This is a genomic window from Prauserella salsuginis (assembly GCF_024648885.1).
GTDB classification, from domain to species: Bacteria; Actinomycetota; Actinomycetes; order Mycobacteriales; family Pseudonocardiaceae; genus Prauserella; species Prauserella salsuginis.
Genome location: NZ_JANBBF010000012.1, coordinates 132128 through 150690 on the forward strand (window position 1 = coordinate 132128; position 18563 = coordinate 150690).

The 18563-nt window shown below is 67.3% G+C and carries 19 protein-coding genes; 16 read left to right on the top strand and 3 right to left on the bottom strand.

Annotation, left to right across the window (positions count from 1 at the left end; all coding sequences use genetic code 11):
- The 9 genes from LY40_RS18450 (at nucleotide 1) to LY40_RS18490 (ending at nucleotide 8888) form a co-directional block, all read left to right on the top strand.
- The gene (locus tag LY40_RS18450; RefSeq protein ID WP_258937591.1) at nucleotides 1–1206 is read left to right on the top strand and encodes an NAD(P)/FAD-dependent oxidoreductase; all 1206 of its coding nucleotides are present in this window, start codon (nucleotides 1–3) and stop codon (nucleotides 1204–1206) included.
- A 209-nt stretch (nucleotides 1207–1415) separates the two neighbouring features.
- Nucleotides 1416–2621 carry an FAD-dependent oxidoreductase gene (locus tag LY40_RS18455; protein WP_258937592.1) on the top strand — a complete coding sequence of 402 codons (1206 nt, stop codon included), beginning with the start codon at nucleotides 1416–1418 and terminating at the stop codon, nucleotides 2619–2621.
- An 81-nt stretch (nucleotides 2622–2702) separates the two neighbouring features.
- Entirely contained in the window at nucleotides 2703–3860 is a 1158-nt protein-coding gene (locus LY40_RS18460) for a CaiB/BaiF CoA transferase family protein (protein ID WP_258937593.1), read from the top strand.
- Nucleotides 3857–4684, top strand: coding sequence for an HpcH/HpaI aldolase/citrate lyase family protein (locus LY40_RS18465; RefSeq protein WP_258937594.1), 828 nt, complete (start codon nucleotides 3857–3859; stop codon nucleotides 4682–4684). Before LY40_RS18460 ends, LY40_RS18465 begins: the two co-directional genes overlap by 4 nt.
- 48 nt (nucleotides 4685–4732) lie before the next feature.
- Complete coding sequence (locus LY40_RS18470) at nucleotides 4733–5527, top strand: SDR family NAD(P)-dependent oxidoreductase (protein ID WP_258937595.1); 795 nt, start codon at nucleotides 4733–4735, stop codon at nucleotides 5525–5527.
- Between the two features lie 44 nt (nucleotides 5528–5571).
- Nucleotides 5572–6264 (top strand): alpha/beta fold hydrolase, encoded by a 693-nt coding sequence (locus LY40_RS18475; protein WP_258937596.1) that lies wholly within the window; start codon nucleotides 5572–5574, stop codon nucleotides 6262–6264.
- 479 nt (nucleotides 6265–6743) lie between these two features.
- A complete protein-coding gene (locus tag LY40_RS18480) occupies nucleotides 6744–6899 on the top strand; it encodes a hypothetical protein (RefSeq protein ID WP_258937597.1) in 156 nt (51 codons plus the stop codon).
- Between the two features lie 16 nt (nucleotides 6900–6915).
- The gene (locus LY40_RS18485) at nucleotides 6916–7980 is read left to right on the top strand and encodes a maleylacetate reductase (protein ID WP_258937598.1); all 1065 of its coding nucleotides are present in this window, start codon (nucleotides 6916–6918) and stop codon (nucleotides 7978–7980) included.
- Complete coding sequence (locus LY40_RS18490; protein WP_258937599.1) at nucleotides 7977–8888, top strand: hydroxyquinol 1,2-dioxygenase; 912 nt, start codon at nucleotides 7977–7979, stop codon at nucleotides 8886–8888. Before LY40_RS18485 ends, LY40_RS18490 begins: the two co-directional genes overlap by 4 nt.
- 464 nt (nucleotides 8889–9352) lie before the next feature.
- Here the strand turns inward: LY40_RS18490 and LY40_RS18495 are convergent, their stop codons facing one another.
- Nucleotides 9353–10294 carry an NAD(P)H-binding protein gene (locus LY40_RS18495; RefSeq protein ID WP_258937600.1) on the bottom strand — a complete coding sequence of 314 codons (942 nt, stop codon included), beginning with the start codon at nucleotides 10292–10294 and terminating at the stop codon, nucleotides 9353–9355.
- A gap of 244 nt (nucleotides 10295–10538) precedes the next feature.
- Here LY40_RS18495 and LY40_RS18500 point away from each other — a divergent pair, with 244 nt between their 5' ends.
- Genes LY40_RS18500 through LY40_RS18520 form a run of 6 tightly spaced genes read left to right on the top strand, consistent with a single transcriptional unit; the run spans nucleotide 10539 to nucleotide 15159 of the window.
- Nucleotides 10539–10844 carry an antibiotic biosynthesis monooxygenase family protein gene (locus LY40_RS18500; protein ID WP_258937601.1) on the top strand — a complete coding sequence of 102 codons (306 nt, stop codon included), beginning with the start codon at nucleotides 10539–10541 and terminating at the stop codon, nucleotides 10842–10844.
- Entirely contained in the window at nucleotides 10837–11163 is a 327-nt protein-coding gene (locus LY40_RS18505) for a 2Fe-2S iron-sulfur cluster-binding protein (protein ID WP_258937602.1), read from the top strand. The genes LY40_RS18500 and LY40_RS18505 overlap by 8 nt, the downstream gene beginning before the upstream one ends.
- Nucleotides 11141–12442 carry an NAD(P)/FAD-dependent oxidoreductase gene (locus LY40_RS18510; protein WP_258937603.1) on the top strand — a complete coding sequence of 434 codons (1302 nt, stop codon included), beginning with the start codon at nucleotides 11141–11143 and terminating at the stop codon, nucleotides 12440–12442. The genes LY40_RS18505 and LY40_RS18510 overlap by 23 nt, the downstream gene beginning before the upstream one ends.
- The gene (locus LY40_RS18515; RefSeq protein ID WP_258937604.1) at nucleotides 12439–13629 is read left to right on the top strand and encodes a cytochrome P450; all 1191 of its coding nucleotides are present in this window, start codon (nucleotides 12439–12441) and stop codon (nucleotides 13627–13629) included. Before LY40_RS18510 ends, LY40_RS18515 begins: the two co-directional genes overlap by 4 nt.
- A 44-nt stretch (nucleotides 13630–13673) precedes the next feature.
- On the top strand, nucleotides 13674–14006 hold the full coding sequence (locus LY40_RS26205; RefSeq protein WP_307876967.1) for a hypothetical protein: 333 nt from the start codon (nucleotides 13674–13676) through the stop codon (nucleotides 14004–14006).
- Nucleotides 13915–15159 carry an aldehyde dehydrogenase gene (locus tag LY40_RS18520; protein WP_307877004.1) on the top strand — a complete coding sequence of 415 codons (1245 nt, stop codon included), beginning with the start codon at nucleotides 13915–13917 and terminating at the stop codon, nucleotides 15157–15159. The genes LY40_RS26205 and LY40_RS18520 overlap by 92 nt, the downstream gene beginning before the upstream one ends.
- 16 nt (nucleotides 15160–15175) lie before the next feature.
- Here LY40_RS18520 and LY40_RS18525 read toward each other — a convergent pair whose 3' ends face one another.
- Complete coding sequence (locus LY40_RS18525; protein ID WP_258937605.1) at nucleotides 15176–16171, bottom strand: AraC family transcriptional regulator; 996 nt, start codon at nucleotides 16169–16171, stop codon at nucleotides 15176–15178.
- Nucleotides 16172–16358: 187 nt separating this feature from the next.
- Here LY40_RS18525 and LY40_RS18530 point away from each other — a divergent pair, with 187 nt between their 5' ends.
- On the top strand, nucleotides 16359–17267 hold the full coding sequence (locus LY40_RS18530) for a LysR family transcriptional regulator (protein WP_258937606.1): 909 nt from the start codon (nucleotides 16359–16361) through the stop codon (nucleotides 17265–17267).
- A gap of 77 nt (nucleotides 17268–17344) precedes the next feature.
- On the opposite strand, the gene LY40_RS18535 is transcribed toward LY40_RS18530, so the two are convergent.
- On the bottom strand, nucleotides 17345–18562 hold the full coding sequence (locus LY40_RS18535) for a VOC family protein (protein WP_258937607.1): 1218 nt from the start codon (nucleotides 18560–18562) through the stop codon (nucleotides 17345–17347).
- Nucleotide 18563: the final 1 nt, after the last annotated feature.

Consider the following 18563-nt stretch of genomic DNA (forward strand, 5'->3'; position numbering starts at 1 on the left):
GTGTCGACCTGTTCGTCAGACGTCCTGGTCGTCGGCGGCTCCGTGGCCGCCACCCGCGCCGCCGAGATCGTCGTCCGCAAGGCTCCCCAGCTGAGCGTTGTCGTCGTCAGCGACGAGTCCCACGCGCCGTACGAGCGCCCGCCGCTGTCCAAGACGGATCTCGACGATGCGATGGATCTGGACGCGCTGACCTATCCGACGGTGGCCACGCTCCGCGATGCCGGGGTGGAGTTCGAACTCGCTACCCGTGCAGAGAGGCTCGACGTCGGTACGCGCACGGTCACGACCACCACCGGCTCGGTCGAATACGGCGCACTGGTGATCGCGACCGGATGCGAGCCGGTGATCCCGTCACTGCTCCGCGGACTCGATGACGTCTACGCGCTGCGCTGTTACGAGGACGCGGTCGCGCTGCGCGCGGCCGTCGCGGGCTCGGACACCGCGGTGGCGATCGTCGGCGCCGGCTTCATCGGCGGAGAGTTCGCCGCGACCCTCGCGAAACAGGAGCGGGACGTGGCGCTCATCGACCTCGCGCCGAAACCGTTGGGGCGCTTCGGCGACGCTGTCGCGGCGTCCTACAAGCAGCTGCATCGCGACGCGGGCGTGACGCTGCACCTCGGCACGGCGGCCGTAGATGTGACCCACGACGGCGGACGGCGCGAACTCGTGCTCGACGACGACACCCGAGTTCGGGCCGATGTCATTCTGCTCGGGGTCGGCGTCAGGCCCGCCGTCGACTGGCTCGCCGACTCTGGACTGACATTGGACAACGGAATCGTCTGCGACACGACCCTCCGGGCGGCCGACCGGGTGTACGCCGCGGGAGACGCCATCCGGTGGACGAACGCGCGTTTCGGATCGACGATGCGGATCGAGCACTGGACCAACGCGGCCCAACAGGGGCGCGTGGCGGGCATGAACGCCGCGAACGCTGTGCTCGGCGAGTCGCCCGTCGAATGCGCCAACGTCCCATACTTCTGGTCCGACCAGCACGGCGTCCGCATCCAGTTCGCCGGACACCGCACCGGCGACGAGGAGATCGTGGAGAGCCACGACGACAGCGGCTCACTCTACCTGTACCGGCGGGGCGACGAGGTGACCGGAGCACTCGCCTTCGAGCGGCGCACGCAATTCGTCAAACTCCGCGCTGCCCTGAAGACGCCGCTGCCGTGGGAGACCGCGCGGGAGCTGGCGGAACTCGCGTAGCGACCACGACACCCGGCACCACGGTCCGGGTGGGCCCGAACGAGTTTAGGAAGGAGTAGCCAGCGTCGGTGAGCCGTCGTGGCCGGAAGTTGATTTGTGACACGTATGGGAGGTCGAAACGATGGGTATTGGTGGCTTGACGCGATTTCCTCCACGCTGGAAGAAAGGCTTCAAAGCGAAGGCCGGTGCGAGGGGACGGGGAGGAAGCCGTGCGTGAAGATCACCAGGTCGTTGTCGTCGGGGCGGGACCGACTGGGCTGTTGACCGCACTCGGTCTTGCGCAGCAAGATATCGACGTCACCGTGGTCGAGCGAGCGCCCGGTCTGCAGGACGCGCCGCGCGCGATCGTCTACCATTGGTCCACGCTTGGCGGGATCGAGCGCCTGGGCCTCTTCGACGCCGCCGTGCGGGAAGGTTTCCTCAAACAGGACTACGCCTACCGCGTGCACAAGACCGGCGAGATCATCGAATACGGCCTCAAACCACTGGAAGGTAAGGTCAAGCACCCCTACAACCTCCACATGGGACAGGGTGTGCTCGCCCAGGTAATCCTCCGTGAGGCCGAGACGCACGACAACATCCGGATCCTGTGGGGCCACGAGGTTGTCGACGTCGCGCCCGACAATGCCGGAGTCGATGTCCGGGTCCAGGTCGTCGACGACGAGACGACCGTGCGCGGCGCATGGCTCGTCGGTGCGGACGGAGCTAACTCGCGGGTGCGTAGCGCCCTCGATCTCGGGTTCGACGGCATGACCTGGCCCGAGCGGTTCGTGGCCACTAACATCCGCTTCCCTGACGACCGCGAGGGCTGGGCCCAGTCGACTTTCTACGTTGACGACGAGTACGGTGCCATCATCGCCAAGATCGACGAATCCGGCGAGCACGGGCTATGGCGCTACACGTTCATGGAGGACGACGCGCTGCCCGCCGAGACTGTGGCTGACCGGCTGCCCCGGTTCTTGTCTGCGGTCTTCGGTGACGACGTCGCGGATCGGATCGAAGTCGACGCGATCTCGCCGTATCGGATGCATCAGCGCAGCGCCTCGACGTTCCGCGCGGGCCGGGTCTTGCTGGCGGGCGACGCCGCCCATGTGACGAACCCGTGCGGCGGTCTCGGGCTCACGATGGGGCTCTTTGACGCCTACGCGCTGATCGAGGCGCTCGGTGGCGTGATCCGCGACGGCGTGCAAGACGGTGTCCTCGACGCCTACGCCGAGCAGCGGCGTACCGCGTTCGAGGAGAAGGCCAGTCCCCGCGCATCGGCGAACAAGCAGTTGATCTTCCACTCCAGTGATCTCGCGAAGCTCGACAAGGACTTGGAACTCTTCCGGCGCATGTCGAAAGATTCCGAACTGGCAGCCGATGTCCTCTACTTCACCAAAACGCTGGAGTGTCCGTCGCTGCTCGCAGGCTGACCCATGAGGCCGTGCCCCTATCCAGCCCGCCGCGTCAGCGGCGCTTCTGTCCGCTGAACCCGATCTCATGTAAGGATCCGCATGACTCCGCTCTCCGGGCTCGTCGTCGTCGCTCTCGAGCAGGCGGTCGCCGCTCCCTTCGCCACCCGCCAGCTCGCCGATCTGGGCGCCCGCGTCATCAAGATCGAGCGCCCCGGGGTGGGGGACTTCGCCCGGCGCTACGACGAGACGGTCCACGGACAGGCCAGCCACTTCGTCTGGCTCAACCGGGGCAAGGAATCGGTGAGCCTGGACCTGAAGAGCGACGACGGTCGAGCGACGATCCAAACGCTGGTGAGCCGGGCCGACGTGTTCATCCAGAACCTCGCTCCCGGCGCGGCCGAGCGGCTCGGACTCAGTGCCGACGCGCTGCGCGAGGAAAACCCGGGACTCGTCCACGTGTCGATCTCCGGCTATGGCGACGGCGGCCCGTACTCGACGAAGAAGGCCTACGACCTGCTGGTCCAGTGCGAGGCCGGGCTCGTGTCGATCACCGGCACGCCGGATGAGCCCTCCAAGGTCGGCATCTCCATCGCCGACATCGCCTCGGGCATGTACGCCTACACCGGCATCCTGACCGCGATCATCCAGCGTCAGCAGACCGGAACCGGAGTCACGATCGAGGTCTCGATGCTGGAGGCGCTCTCGGAGTGGATGGGCTACCCGCTCAACTACGCGATGTACGGGGGAGAGGCCCCGCCGCGCACCGGCGCACGCCATGCGTCGATCTATCCGTACGGTCCGTTCACCTGCGGTGATGGGAACCTCGTGTTCCTCGGTCTGCAGAACGAGCGCGAATGGGCCGTGTTCTGCGAGCGGATCCTGGAGAAGGTCGAGCTGACCCAGGACCAGCGCTTCAGCCGCAACTCGCTGCGCGTCGAGCACAGCGACGCGCTCCGCAGCGAGATCGAACGCGCTTTCGTCGGCAGTGCGGCCGAGGAGATCGCCGCGAAACTGGAAAGTGCGGGCATCGCCAACGCCGTGCTCCGGGACATGCACGGGCTCGCCGACCACCCGCATCTGGAGGCGCGCGATCGCTGGCGGACCTACGATTCACCTCGCGGGCAGCTGCGTGGCCTCATCCCGCCCGTCACGTTCGCGGGCTCCGAGCCGCTGATGGGCGCGATTCCCGACATCGGCGAGCACACCGACACGGTGCTCGCCGAATTCGGTATGCCGCGATCCTCGGGCGCGTCGTGAACACGAATCAGTTCTCCTGCGCGGTGCTCGTCCGTACCGCTCGGTCGCTGCTGTTCGTGCCCGGCGACCGCCCGGGGCGTTTCGACCAGGCCGCGGCCGCGGGCGCCGACGCGGTCATCCTCGATCTGGAGGACGCCGTCTCCTCGGAGCGCAAGGAAATCGCTCGCACCGAGGTCGCCAGCTGGCTCGACCGCGGCGACTACGCGTGCGTGCGCGTCAATGCGGTCGGCGGTCCCGAGCACCAGCGTGATCTCGACGCACTCCGGGCGCTGCCGGGACTGCTCGCGGTGATGGTCCCCAAACCGGACGATCCCGCTCGGCTCGCTGCCATCGCTGAACACGTGCGCATGCCGATGATCGCACTCGTCGAGACGGCCACCAGCCTCCTGCGGGCGACCGAGCTCGCGGCGGTTCCGGGTGTTGAGCGGCTGGCGTTCGGCCACCTCGACTACGCCGCCGACATCGGTGCGACTCCGACGCAGACGGCGATGCGGCACGCGCGCTCGACGCTTGTGGCCGTGTCCAGGGCAGCGGGCGTCGCAGGGCCGATCGACGGCGTGACAACAGCGATCGACGACCTCGGCGGCCTCTCGAAAGACGTCGCGTGTGCGAGGGAACTCGGCATGACCGGCAAGCTACTCGTGCATCCACGCCAGGTCGTGGGCACACACAACGGCTTTCGCCCTACCGACGACGAGATCCGTTGGGCGCGCAGCGTCACCGACGCCACGACGACCGGCGACGAGGCCTTGAGCGTTGACGGCCAGATGGTCGACGCGCCGGTGCTGGCGCGCGCCGCGGCGCTCCTGCACCAGGCGGAATGAGCATGGATCACGCTGACCCCAGAGCGGACGAAACGGAAGTGAGCAGAAGTGGCTGAGCAGAACACGAGGGGCGCTGCAGCGATCACCGGCGGCGCGGGCGGCCTCGGGGCTGAGATCGCCACCCGGCTGGCGCGGCAGGGCTTCTCGCTCACGCTCCTCGATCTGCACGACGAGGGGCTGCGGCGAGTCGAGGAACAACTCGGAGCGGCCGTGTCCGAAACCGCCGTCCTGAGCATCGCCCTCGACCTTACGGATGAGGACGGGGTAGCCGCGGCATTCGACCGGATCGACGAGCGATTCGGGCGGCTCGACGCTCTGGTCAACACCGCGGGCGGCAGCGGCACCGACCAGATTCGCAGCCTCGACGAACTCTCGGCCGACGTCTGGCGCCACGTCGTCGACGACAACCTGACCAGCGCCTTCCTGTGCTGTAAGCACGCCGTCCCGATCATGAAACGGGCCGGCTACGGCCGCATCGTCAACTTCTCCTCGGCGGTGGCTAACGGCAAGACCGAACCGTCCGGAGCTGTCGGCACCCGGCTCCCCTACGCGGCCTCGAAGGCCGCCATCAACGGCCTCACCAAGCAACTCGCCAAGGACCTCGGAGGCACCGGCATCACCGTCAACTCGCTCTCACCAGGGCTGGTGTTGCCGAAGGAACGGCGAGTGCGAGACAGCTTCGAGGCACTCCCTGCCGAGGCCCAGGCCGCGGCGCGGGCGGCGATCCCGGCCGGACGCACCGGCACCGGCGCCGAGGTCGCCGCCGCCGTGGCCTACCTGGTCTCTGAGGAAGCCGGGTTCACCACCGGCAGCGTCATGAGCGTCGACGGCGCCGAAGTCTGACCACCCCGATGTCCCATCAAACCCACCGACCACGAAGGACGAACATGCTGCCCCACCCCTTGGTGCTCGTGCCCGCTCTCGGCTCGGACGAACGACTCTGGCAACCCCTGATCGAACGGCTCGGTGACACCGTCGATACCGTCGTGATTCGAGGAGAAGGTGACGCGATCTCGGCGATGGCCGACAGCGTGGTCGCCCAGACCCCGGAAAGGTTCTACCTGGCAGGCAACTCGATGGGCGGCTACGTGGCGCTCGACATCGTGCTCCGCTACCCGGAGCGTGTGACCGGACTAGTGCTGCTGAACACGTCGGCCATCGCGGCGGCACCGGAGCGCAGAGACGCCTCGCTCAAGCTGATCGAGCAAGTCGAGAACGGCGGATTCGCGGAAGCGGTCGCGACCATCTCGGCTCCGGTCGCACCCGGTCGTCCGGATGTCAGCGCGATCGCGGCGGCAATGGCCCTGGATCTCGGCCCGGCCGTGTTCAACGACCACCAGACGGCGGTGAGCAACCGCGGGGACCGCAGAGCCGAACTCGGTGACCTGACCGTACCAACGCTGGTCATCACCGGGGACAAAGACAGGGTCGTGCCTGCCGAACTCGGCGAGGAACTCGCGAAGCTGATTCCCGGTGCGGAGCTGGCCGTGCTGGAAGGCGTCGGGCACCTTTCGCCTCTCGAAGCCCCCGGCGATGTCGCCACACACCTGATCACGTGGCTGGAGCGGAGTTCGCAGTAATGGGCCACCTCAGTGGTCGCGACCGGGACGGTGCGCGACTCACTCGCTCCATCGACCGGAGTCAGGGGCAGTGGTCGGCGGGCGACCTCGTGCGCCTCGTTGGCGTCGAGTCCGACCGTCCGAAGCATGTATTCGGCGAAGACGGCGCCGGGGCCGGTGCGGTGTTGGGGCGACGCGAACATATCGTCGAGCACGCAGTCCAGTCCCGGATCGGGCCGGTCTCGCCGCACGACGCGGTTCTCGGGAATGGTGGGTGGAATGGAGACGCCCCCACTTGCCGGTGTCCACGCGATCCAGAGGCAAGGGGCACGTCACTTATGGCGGCGCCACCGGGCAATCCGACGAGACCGTCGGGCGGGGCTGGGCGCTTATCTCCGCCGCCGGGACACGGTGGCGTGCTCGCCCCGATCCGGTAGCGGCTGCTCGATCGGCTCGGCGGGCTCGCTGTCACCATCGGGCCGGTCGGCAGTGGCGCCGAGATGATCGACGCCGTCGGCCTCTACGAGGCCTGGCTCGCCAAGCACGATCGGAAAAATCTATTCATACGGCCTGATTTCACCGTCGCCGCTACCGCGGCCGACGATGAAAGCCTGCAGGTCGCGTTTCATAGCGTCACCGGGGCACTCGCGCGCTGACGGAGGAGACGAGTTTATGAGGTTCACGCATGAGACGCTGCCGCAACGGGTCGTTTTCGCTCCCGGCGACGCGCCGTATGCGGTGGCCAACGAGGTCGCGGCGCTGAACGGGTCTAAGGTCATGCTCCTCGCGTCGGAACGCGAGGTAGCCCTGGCCGACCCGATCGCCGATCGGATCCCAGTGGTCCTGCTGCACGACGAGGTAGTCATGCACGTGCCGGCCGACGTCGCGGCGCGTGCCCGCGACACGGCGATGGCCACCGGAGCGGATGTCCTGGTCTGCGTCGGCGGCGGGTCGACCACGGGGCTGGCGAAGGCGGTCGCGCTGGCCAGCGGCCTGCCGATCGTCGCCGTGCCCACCACCTACGCGGGGTCGGAGGCCACGAATGTCTGGGGCCTGACCGAGGGCGGGACCAAGACGACCGGTGTCGACGCCGCGGTGCTTCCGCGCTCGATCGTCTACGACGCGCACCTGCTGAGCACGCTACCCGGGGAGTCGGCTGTCGCGTCGGGACTGAACGCGATGGCGCACTGCGTGGACTCGATGTGGGGTCCGCGAGCCGACCCGATCGACCGCGCCTTCGCCGGCGAGGGCATCCGGGGGCTGGCGACCGGGCTCCGGCGCGTTGCGGCCGACCCGGCCGACGTCGGCGGCATCGAGCAGATGCTCTACGGCGCCTACCTCGCCGCGGTCGCGTTCGCCTCCGCCGGATCCGGTATGCACCACAAGATCTGCCACGTGCTCGGCGGTATGTTCGACCTCCCGCACGCCGAGACCCACTCCGTCGTTCTGCCGCACGTGCTGGCTTTCAACGCGCCGAACGCCCCGGAGGGGGAACGCCGGATCGCGGCCGCGTTCGACGCCGACACCGCCGTCGAGGGACTTGCCGCACTGCGCGACGAGCTCAACGCTCCCGGCGCGCTTCGGGACCACGGGATGCCCGAGGCCGGGATCGCTGACGCGCTAGCCCCGATCAAGAAGGCGATCCCGGCCGACAATCCCACACCCGTCACGGACGAGAACCTGACCACGCTGCTGGAAGCGGCCTGGTCCGGTCTCGACGACCGAAGGAGCCGATGATGCACCCCCACGCCGACCATGTCCCCCGCGAGGTCACGTCCGAGCAGCAGGCTGTCGAACAGCGCCTGGTCGAGCGTGTCGTCGCCTCGTTCGACGCCTGCGGTGACCCGCGGCTCAAGGAGGTGATGACCTCCCTGGTCCGGCACCTGCACTCCTTCATCCGTGAGGTTCAACTGACCGAGCCGGAATGGGACGCGGCCATCGAATTTCTCACCAGGGCCGGGCACATTACCGACGACGTCCGTCAGGAGTTCATCCTGCTGTCGGACACCCTCGGTGCCTCGATGCAGACCATCAACGTCAACAACCAGGCCTACGGCGACGCCACCGACGCCACCGTGTTCGGCCCGTTCTTCGTCGAGGACTCACCGGCGATCGAGAACGGCGACGACCTGGCCTTCGGCGCGTCCGGCGAGCCATGCTGGGTCGAGGGCACCGTCACCGACACCGAAGGAAACCCGTTGGCCGGTGCGCGGATCGAGGTCTGGGAAGCGGACGAGGATGGCCGCTACGACGTGCAGTACGACGCAGGAAAGAGGGCGGCCCGCGCACACCTGTTCACCGACGTGAACGGTGCCTACCGATTCTGGGGGCTGACGCCCACACCGTATCCGATCCCAGACGACGGCCCGGTTGGCGAGATGCTCGCCGTGGTCGGCCGCTCGCCGCTGCGGGCCGCGCACCTGCACTTCATGGTCTCCGCCGACCACCACCGCAAGCTTGTGACCCACATTTTCCCCGAGGGCGACTCGATCCTGTGGGATGACACCGTCTTCGGTGTGAAGGAGTCACTGATCAAGCGGTTCGAGTCGCAGCCCGCAGGCACGCCGACGCCGGACGGTCGCGAGATCGAGGGCACCTGGTCCCGGGTGCGATTCGACATCGTGCTGGCGTCGGCCGCGGCGTGATCAGGACGATGCCGCGCCGGTCACCTCCGATTCTCGTCGGAGTGCGACCGGAGCGGCGTGATCGTGTGCCTCAGCAGTGGCATTCGTAGTGCGCGCGTCGCTTGGCATACCAGGCCTGCCACCGCTGGGGCTATCGATCCCGCCAGCATCGCGTGTGCGGCGCGCCTGGTGAGGTCGGCTTCGTCCCGATTACTAAGCGCAGCGCGCCGATACTCCAGGCGTGCATCATCGTCGGTGACGAATCCCAGCCCGACGAGTGCAGCGCACGCCAGCAGCCGCTCGGTCGGCGCGCGGCCGTGCTCGGATCGAGCGGGTGAAGATGTAGGCGGCCGCGATCAGGAAATAGCATCAGCAGTGCGCAGCTGTGGTAACCGAAGTTCCATACCGAGATTGCCTGCGGTCACAACGATAACGATCTGCCGACGGCGAGAACGTTGGCAGGTGGTCGCCCGGCCGGGGTTCGCTCACGACACGGCGGCGTCGATCTTGTCGTAGCGCATCGACTTCGCACGCTCCATCACGGTACGCAGTGGCTCGGGTTCGTGCCCGGTGATCTGTTCGACGTGTCGGGACTGGATTGCCTGGTAGCCCTTGGCGATCGCGATTTCGGCGGTTACCAGCTCGTCGCTGGCCCACATGTGTCCGTCGGGGCTGGGCGGCATGTCCGGGTCGTAGGTCCGGGGGATACCGATCGAGTCGTAGAACGCGAGGCGTTCCTCGGCGGTGATCGGCACGTACTCGATCGGCCTCCCGTACACCTCGGTGCCGATCGCGGCGATCCGCTCGAAATTCAGTAGCTCGGGACCGGTGATCTCGTAGACCGCACCCGCGTGTGCCTCCGGGTCGAGTAGGCACGCGGCCGCGCTGCGTGCGACATTGGCCTTCGACACCGGGGCGAGGTAGCCGTCGCCGGTGGCCTGTTCCATCCGCCCGGTGTCGGCGCCCGGTGCTACGAGGATGTTGCTGACGATCTCGGCATAGAGCGCGTTTCGCAGAAATGTGTATTCCAGTCCGGACACCCGTAGATCCAGTTCACTCTGGTAGTGGTCGATCGCGGACAACGCCGGATTGCGCCGCTGCACCCCGCCGACGGAGGTGTAGACGATATGACGGATGCCTGCCTTCTGCGCGGCAGCGATGACGTTGCGGTGTTCCTCGACGCGGCGTCCCAGGTTAAGCCCGCTGATCAGGAACAGGACGTCGCCGCCCTGGTAGGCGGCTTCGAGTAGCTCCAGCTTCCGATGGTCGCCCTCGCGCAGGAGGATTCCGGGCCCGGTGTGGTGGGCGAGCTTATCCGGTGTACGGGACACGAGCGTCAACTCGCGGTTTGGATCGGCCCGTAGTAGGAGATCGGTGACGCGGCGTCCCAGATCTCCCGAGGCTCCGCTGACGACGATGCGACTCATTCGAAACTCCTTGTGCTCGACGTGTGATCGACCGGGCGGCCCGCCCGTGAACTGTGTCTCGTACCTTGACGGAGTTTCCGGCGCCTGACGATGCCGGGAATATGGCGGCTGCCATACCTCCCGTGCATGGTCAGGGCAACGTTTCTGGTGTTGTCGCGCCACCGGCTTGACGTCGACAGTGACCAGGTCGCCTTACGAATGCCGAGATCGAGGTAGCCGACATGCCGTCCATCGACTTTCGGTTGTGATCGCCGTGATCGTCGAGCATGCCGAATTCCGTGTGCTGCCCGGGAGAGGGGCCGAGCTCGAGGCCGCTTTCGCGCGGATCAGCGATCTTCTCCTGGGAGCGCAGGGGTGCCACGGAGCAGAACTGCTGCACAGCGTCGACCACGAGGACACCTACCTGCTCCGGGTGTGGTGGGAGAACCTCGAAGACCACACCGAAGTCTTTGCTCGCACCGAAGCGGGAATGTCGCTGGCCGCCGTACTGGGGCCGTACTGCGATGGCCCGCCCCACGTTGTCCACTACGGAGGCAGTGCACATGCCTGAGATCGTGTTCCACCAGCCTGGCGGCCGTGTCGCCACCGTCGAGACCGAAGCGGGCGTGAGCGTGATGCGCGCGGCCGTCCAGAACGCTGTGGAGGGCATCGTCGGCGAGTGCGGCGGTCAGGCAATGTGTGCGACTTGCCATGTTCTCGTCCACGAGTCCGTTCTGGACGGTCTGCCGCCGATCGGCGACGACGAGGAAGAGATGCTCGACTGTACGGCGGCGCCGCGCGATCCACGACGGAGCAGGCTGGGCTGCCAGCTGATCATGGGTACCGATCTTCCGAAGGTTGCGGTCGATGTCCCCGAAACCCAGCTCTGAGCCCGGCGTGGTCGTCATCGGCGCCGGACAGGCCGGTGTCCACGTCGCCGACGCACTGCGCGAGGGTGGATACCACGGTGCGGTGACCATCGTCGGCGACGAGCCCGGCGTGCCCTACGAGCGGCCGCCGCTGTCCAAGGGCTTCCTGGTCGGGACCACCGCGCCCGAGTCGTTGCGCCTGCGCGATCCCGAGCACTTCATGAAACGGCGGATCAAGCTGCGTATTGGCGTCGCAGCGAGAAGGGTCGACACGGTCGGCAGGACCGTCGCCCTCGCTGACGGGATGCGGCTGGGCTACGACCACCTCGTCCTGGCCACCGGCGCCGCACCACGAGGGTTGCCGATCCCCGGCAGCGACCTTACCGGGGTGTGCTGTCTGCGCACCGTCGCCGACGCGCGGTGGCTCCGGGAACGGATGCGCTCGGCCCGGTCGGTCGTGATCGTCGGCGGCGGATTCATCGGCATGGAAATCGCGGCGACGACGCGTGGGCGCGGACCGCACACTACCGTATTGGAAGCGGCGGACCGTCCACTCGAGCGGGCACTGTCGCCGACCATGGCACGGCACCTAGTCGAGGCACATCGACGGTCGGGTGTGGACGTCCGGCTTGGCGAAAGAGTCACCGGACTCGTGGGCGAGCGGGGGCACGTCACGGGCGTCGTCGGCGCGAGCGGGCACACATACCCGGCGGATCTGGTCGTTGTGGCGATCGGGGTGTCCCCGCGCGCCGAACTGGCCGAGGCCGCCGGAGTGCGGGTCGCGGACGGGATCCTCGTCGACGGCTCGCTGCGCACGACGGTTCCGGAGATCTTCGCCGTCGGCGACTGCGCGCGGCACCCGAACGTCCACGCCGGGGCAATGGTGCGGATCGAGTCCGTGCAGAACGCTACCGACCAGGCGCGGCACGTCGCGGACACGATCCTCGGCACCGTCGATGAGCCGTATGCGCGGCTGCCGTGGTTCTGGAGCCACCAGGGTGAACTGAGGTTGCAGATTGCCGGGCTGCGCGGGCCGGACGAATACGACGTCGTGCTGGGCGCCCCGGAGTCGGGGCGGTTCTCTGTGTGCGGTTATCGGGACGGACGGCTCGTTGCGGTCGAGACGCTCAACCGGCCCGCGGACCACCAGGCGGCGCGGCGCCTCCTTCAGGCGGGAGTCTCCCCGGACCCGGCCCTGCTGAGTGATCACGCCTTCGATCTCAAGGACTTCGCGAAGCGAGAGGTGCCCTCGGCCGACCGGGTTCCCCGTCCGCTTCCCACCCGAGAGGAGCACTCATGACGACCGAAGTACCGACCGCAGACTGGATCGACCCGGTCACGATGAACGCCGACCCGTACCCATCCTACCGCCGCCTCCGGCAGGAGAGCCCGGTTGCCTGGGTGCCCGCGCTCGGGCAGTTCCTGGCTACCGGCTACCGGGCGTGCCGGGCGATTGAGGATGACCAGCGGAGTTTCAGTGCCGGATGCACGTCTGGGACCAGCGCCAAGATGGCCCGCGCACTCGGCGGTCAGCCGATGGTGAACAAGGACGACCCCGACCACACGCACGAGCGCCGCGTCATCAACCCGGGTCTCCGGCCGAAACAGCTCCGCGATCGATGGACACCCGTCTTCGAGGCCAACGCGCGCACCTACCTTGAAACCCTCCGCGAGCACGGACCCGACGACGCGGATCTCAACCGTGACTACGCGGCCCCGGTGGCGGCTCGGAACCTCATCGACCTGCTGGGATTCCGGGACGTCGAGGTCGACGTCATGCGGGAGTGGTCGAACGCGTTCGTCAGCGGAGTCGGCAACCTCTTCGACGACCCGGAGACGTGGAAGCGTAACGATCGAGCGTGTGCCGAGGTTGGTGCCGTCCTCGACGAACTCGTCCCATACTACCGCTCCCACCCCGACGATTCGATGATCTCGGCGCTCGCGAACGCAGAGCTCACCGACGAGCAGATCCTTGCGAACGTCAACCTCACCATCACCGGTGGCATGAACGAGCCCCAGCACGCGGTGACGAGCACGGTGTGGGCCCTCGACCGGCACCGGGAGCAGCGCGATCAGACGCTGGACGATCCTGCGTTGTGGCCTGCGGTGTTCGACGAGACGGTGCGTTGGCTCTCGCCGATCGGCATGTATCCGAGGCAGGCGACCGAGGACGTCGTGCTCAACGGCGTCACGGTGCCGGAGGGAGCGCTCATCGGCGTCGTGGTCGCCGCTGCGAACCGCGACAACGGTGAGTTCGAGCGGGGCGAGGAGTTCGACATCCATCGCCCTAAACGGCCGCACCTCGCCTTCGGCAGCGGCGTGCACATGTGCGCCGGGCACTGGGCGGCGCGGATTGCGATCGGTGAGATCGCCGTCCCGCTGCTCTACGGCGAACTTCCCGGATTTCGGCCCGACACCCGGCGGGACGAATCTTGGTTCGGCTGGTTTTTCCGGGGACTGACCGAATTGCCTGTCACTTGGGACTGAGCCTACGGACTGCCCTTTAGCATCAACAACAAACAGGAGAAGAAATGTCCCTCACCGGCGAGCGCTTCACTGAACTTGACCGCGTCCAATTCTTCATCGACGGAGCATGGGCGGACCCGGTCGGCGACGGCGTGAACCACCAGACCGAGGCCGCGACCGGCGAGATCATCGGCACCGCGGCGCTCGGCGGCGCCCCGGACATCGACGCGGCGGTCCGCGCCGCGCGTCGCGGCGTGCGACGACGGGCCGTGGGGACGGTCGACTGCGCCGGAACGGGCCGCGACGCTGCGCCGCCTCGCCGACGTACTCGAAACCAGGGCAGCCGACACCGCCCGGCTCGTCAGCCGCGAGAACGGTATGCCGATCGGGTTCTCTGAGCAGGTCAACGGTGGTCTTCCTGGCGCGATGCTGCGGACCTACGCCGACGTCGTCGAGAACCTCGTCCTCGAACGTGCCCAGTCGAGCCAGGCCGGATCGACGATCGTGCGGCGCGAGCCTCTCGGCGTGGTCGCCGCGATTGTGCCGTGGAACTTCCCGCAGGCCCTCGCCGCGTTCAAGATCGCGCCCGCGCTGGCGGCCGGGAACACGGTCGTCCTGAAACCCTCCCCGGAGACCGCGCTCGACGCCTACGTCTGGGCCGACGCCGCCCATGAGGCCGGACTGCCGGACGGCGTGCTCAACATCGTCGTCGGTGACCGTGACGCGGGCGCCGCGCTGGTCACGCATCCGCTGGTAGACAAGATCTCCTTCACCGGCTCGACCGAGGCGGGGCGCCAGATCGGCGCCGAAGCGGGCCGGCTCGTCCGCCCGGTCACCCTCGAACTCGGCGGGAAGTCCCCCGGCGTGTTCCTCGACGACGGCGACGTCGACAGCCTGGTCACCGCGCTCGACGGCGCGTCGTATCTCAACAACAGCCAGACCTGCACGACGCAGTCGCGGATTCTGGTCGCGCGCTCCCGCTACAACGAGGTGCTCGATGCGCTCGCCGACCACGCCACCAACCACTTCACGATCGGCGACCCGCTCGACCCGTCGGTGACGCTCGGGCCGATGGCGTCGAGCAGGCAGCTCGATCGCGTCCTCGGCTACATCGACGCCGCGAAGAACTCCGGCGCACGCATGATCGCAGGCGGCGGCCGCCCGGCTGGGCTCGACCGAGGCTACTTCGTCGAGCCGACCGTGTTCGCCGACGTCGACAACCACGACACGCTTGCGCGCGAAGAGGTGTTCGGCCCGGTCATCGCCGTGATCCCCTTCGACGGCGAAGCGGAGGCGGTTCGGATCGCCAACGACACGAACTTCGGGCTCGCCAGCGTCGTCTACAGTACAGACGAGGACCACGCGCTGAACGTCGCCCGCAAGATCCGCTCGGGCACCGTCGGCCTGAACTACTACATGCTCGACATCGGCGCGCCCTACGGCGGATACAAGGAATCCGGCCTGGGCCGCGAACTCGGCGGCGAAATCGGCATCGAGGGATACCTGCAGTATAAGTCTATCTACGCGTCGGCACGGTATCTCGGGGAGTGAGTGCGGTTCAGGGCTTTTACTCGCCGCGCAGCACCGCGGATGGCGAACGGCCGTACCGGCGGCGGAAGGCGGCCGCGAAGCGCGGCACGTGCCCGAATCCCCAACGATTCGCGATCTCGGCGACGGTCCGGCCCTTGGCGTGCACCAGGTCGTCGTGGGCGCGTGCGAGCCGCACCCGCTCGACGTACTGCCGAGGCGCCACGTCGAGAACGGTGCGGAAATCGCGTTGCAGCGTCCGTTCGGAGACTCCGGCGAACGCACTCAGCGATTTCAGCGAGAGATCCGCTTCCGGTTCTGATTCGATGAGGGCGAGCACGCGTCTGACCCTGTATGGAACAGTCGAACGGGAATCGTCCCGACGCAATTCGGTGCTGTAATTGTGCGGCTGCGCCGACAGCAGCCCGGCGATGAGGAAGTTCGCCCACGCCGATGCCCCTTCGGGGCTCGATCCGAGTCCGGTCGGGTCATCGAGATCGTGCGCTAGCAACGCGATCGTGCGCACCCAGGTCGCCGACGCAGGTGCCGTCATGTCGACCCGCAGATTGAAGAGGACCGGGTCGTAGAGAGTCCGCCCCAGCATCCGTTCCAGTTGCTTCTCGAGGGCCTCCCGGTCGATGCGCACGTGGAGTTGGGTGTAGCCGGTGCCGAAACGCATGGTGGTGTGCATGCACGGCGAGATGATTCCGCCCGTACTGGGGCCGAGGAGTACGGAGGAATCGGCGCAGTCGATCCGGTTCGTCCCGGCTAGCGCGAAATGCACGTCGTAATACGACAGCACCTCGGGAATCTCGACGCGGACATCGCTGCCGTAATGTCGGAGATAGATCAGCGAGACCGGGCCGATGGTCGCGGCGGACATGTCGCTGGTCGGAGCGATGGACGACGTGGTCGTCTCGATCCGGAACGGCCCCAACTGCTGGGAAAGGAGTTCCAGTGCCCGCGCCGAACCGTCGGCGCGGACGATCTCGTACCGGGAAGGAAGAACGGGGAGAACCGAGGCCGCTGTATTCACGATGCACCTCCGCACGATGCGGGAACAGGGTACACAACGGGCTGCGGCGACTGTCAAGACAGCGAGCGCGTCGATGCGATGTCGCGAAACGGATTGCCGTTGCGGCTTTCAGCTCGTCGTGGGCACGCCACACGTCGTAAGGTTGAATGCGCTGGATACAGCAGTGTCGCTGTGAGTGGAGGCTAGAGTGGAAGTCCGCGAGCTCGAGTGGTTCATCGCCCTGGCCCGCACGGAGAACGTCACGAGCGCGGCCGATCGGCTGCACATCAGCCAGCCGACGCTCTCGCGTGCACTCGGGCGGCTCGAACGCAAGCTCGGAGTGAAGCTGTTTGACCGCCAGCAGAATCGGTTGTACCTGAGCAAGTTCGGCGAGATCTTCCAATCGCACGTCCTGCGCGCGATCACCGAACTCGAACAGGGTGAGGAGCGGGTCAGGACGCTCGCCGATCCGGAATGCGGCACCGTGTCCCTCGGATTCCTGCACTCGTTCGGTGGCTGGCTCGTGCCGTCGGTGCTGGACCGGTACCGCACGATCGCGCCGACCACGACGTTCGAGCTGATGGGTGCGGCGATGGACTCGATTGTCGATGCTGTCCGGGACGGTCGGCTCGACGTCGGCTTCGTCGCTCCGGAACCGGTCGCGATCGACGTGTTGTGGGTTCCGCTCGGCCGGGAAATACTGTGCCTGGAGGTGCCGGAGGGCGACGAGTTCGAGGGCCGCGCGGAGATCTCGATCGCGGAGATCGGTCGGCGGCAGATGCTCGCGCTTGGCGAGGAGTACGGACTTCGGCACGTCGTGGACCGGCTCTTCGATGACGCGGGAGTCGTACCCCAGATATCGATCGAGGCGACCGAGCTGTCGACGCTGAAGGCACTGGTACGGCACGGAAGTGGGATCGCGATCGTGCCGCTTCCCCCGGACGGTGGTTCCTCGTCGACGATTATCCCGATCAGCGACGAGAACGCTTTCCGCTTCTACGGTGCGGTGACCAGGCAGTGCGGTCCGACAGGCAGCGCGGCCCGGTCGTTCGTTGACTTCGTCGCAGGCGAGGCCGATGTCCGTTCGCTCGGGGGCGAGCACGGTGCGGCGGTGTGACCGCGAGCTGTCAAACCGGTGACTGGCCGAGCCGGTGCGGAAGGCATGCGATCACGTCCGGATCGGCTGGGCCCTTCTCAGCCGAGCGGACCCCAGAAGGTCTCGCCACCGTAGGTGTCCGACAAGGGCTCCAGCGCCTCCGGCCAGACTCCCGGGGTGACTTTCCTGCGCTGGTCGGGACGCCGGACGGCGCCGTCCCAGCCCACCTGTTCCATGTAGTAGTAGAGCTGCACGACGTGGCCGTCCGGGTCGACCGCGTGTAGAACGTAGTCGATGCCGGGATGGATCTCCTGCGGCAAGTCGAGGAACTTGACGTCGCGCTCCTCGAGGAAGGCCTTCGCAGTCCGCAGCTGCTCGTACGATCCGAGCTGGATACCGAACGACAGCAGCGTGCTGTGCTCGCTGACGCCGAGTGCGCTCCGCAGCGCGAGGGGGAACAGCCCGATGCTATGGTGCTCGGTGTTGGCGCGCAGGAACGCCGCGCGGTGTCCCTCGACGGCCGTGTCCTCGCTTGCGGTCAGCCCGAGCATCTTTGTGTAGAAGTGCTGGGCCTCGGCGACGTCTTCGACGAAGATTCCGACCGGCCCGATCCGGACGGCCTTGAACGGGCGTCCGAGCAGCACGCCGCCAACGTCGTGCGTCTTGTCCGACCTGTCGGCCCAGCGGTGTCCCGAGGTCAGGTCAACGCCGTCGGCGAGGGCCTCGGCGAGCTCGGTGACCTCCGCTTTGAACGGGAGCTCGGGGTGGTCGTCGCGCCACGGCCACATCGATTCCGGTTTGCTGAGCCCATCCCAGCCGATCTGCTCGATACCGTACTCGAGCTCGTTCGTATGGCCGGTGGGGTCGGGGAAGTAAGTGTGCCAGTTCGAGCCGGGGTCGCGGCCGTACCGGGCGATCTTCTTGCCCTGCGATTCCAGCCATTTGCGTGCTTCGACAATCTCGCGCAGTGTACTAACCTGCCATGTGATCTGGTTGATCGTGATGTCCGGGCGGTCCGGCGACTCTCTGAGCTGTACCCACGGACGTGGCATCAGCACGAACGTATGGTGGTCGCTGTTGTGGCGCAGGAAGTAGATCTTGCTGTCTGGTACCTGGTCGAGCCAGTCGCCCGGGTCAGCCTTTGCGAGCTCCACGGTGTCCGAGACGGTGAAGCCGAGCAGGTCGCGATAGAATCGCGCGGACGCGCCGGTGTCGGCGACGCTGATGCCGAAGTGGTTGAGCCGCCGGATCTTGAACGGGCGGTCGTAGAGGATGCCGCCGACCGAGTACTTCTCCGTCGTCGCGTTGTCCGTCATG

Excerpts from the sequence above, each read along its gene's own strand:
- LY40_RS18460 (WP_258937593.1), top strand. The coding sequence starts at position 2,703 with ATGACTCCGCTCTCCGGGCTCGTCGTCGTCGCTCTCGAGCAGGCGGTC.
- LY40_RS18475 (WP_258937596.1), top strand. The coding sequence starts at position 5,572 with ATGCTGCCCCACCCCTTGGTGCTCGTGCCCGCTCTCGGCTCGGACGAA.
- LY40_RS18480 (WP_258937597.1), top strand. The coding sequence starts at position 6,744 with ATGATCGACGCCGTCGGCCTCTACGAGGCCTGGCTCGCCAAGCACGAT.
- LY40_RS18485 (WP_258937598.1), top strand. The coding sequence starts at position 6,916 with ATGAGGTTCACGCATGAGACGCTGCCGCAACGGGTCGTTTTCGCTCCC.
- LY40_RS18490 (WP_258937599.1), top strand. The coding sequence starts at position 7,977 with ATGATGCACCCCCACGCCGACCATGTCCCCCGCGAGGTCACGTCCGAG.
- LY40_RS18495 (WP_258937600.1), bottom strand. The coding sequence starts at position 10,294 with ATGAGTCGCATCGTCGTCAGCGGAGCCTCGGGAGATCTGGGACGCCGC.
- LY40_RS18505 (WP_258937602.1), top strand. The coding sequence starts at position 10,837 with ATGCCTGAGATCGTGTTCCACCAGCCTGGCGGCCGTGTCGCCACCGTC.
- LY40_RS18510 (WP_258937603.1), top strand. The coding sequence starts at position 11,141 with ATGTCCCCGAAACCCAGCTCTGAGCCCGGCGTGGTCGTCATCGGCGCC.
- LY40_RS18515 (WP_258937604.1), top strand. The coding sequence starts at position 12,439 with ATGACGACCGAAGTACCGACCGCAGACTGGATCGACCCGGTCACGATG.
- LY40_RS26205 (WP_307876967.1), top strand. The coding sequence starts at position 13,674 with ATGTCCCTCACCGGCGAGCGCTTCACTGAACTTGACCGCGTCCAATTC.
- LY40_RS18535 (WP_258937607.1), bottom strand. The coding sequence starts at position 18,562 with ATGACGGACAACGCGACGACGGAGAAGTACTCGGTCGGCGGCATCCTC.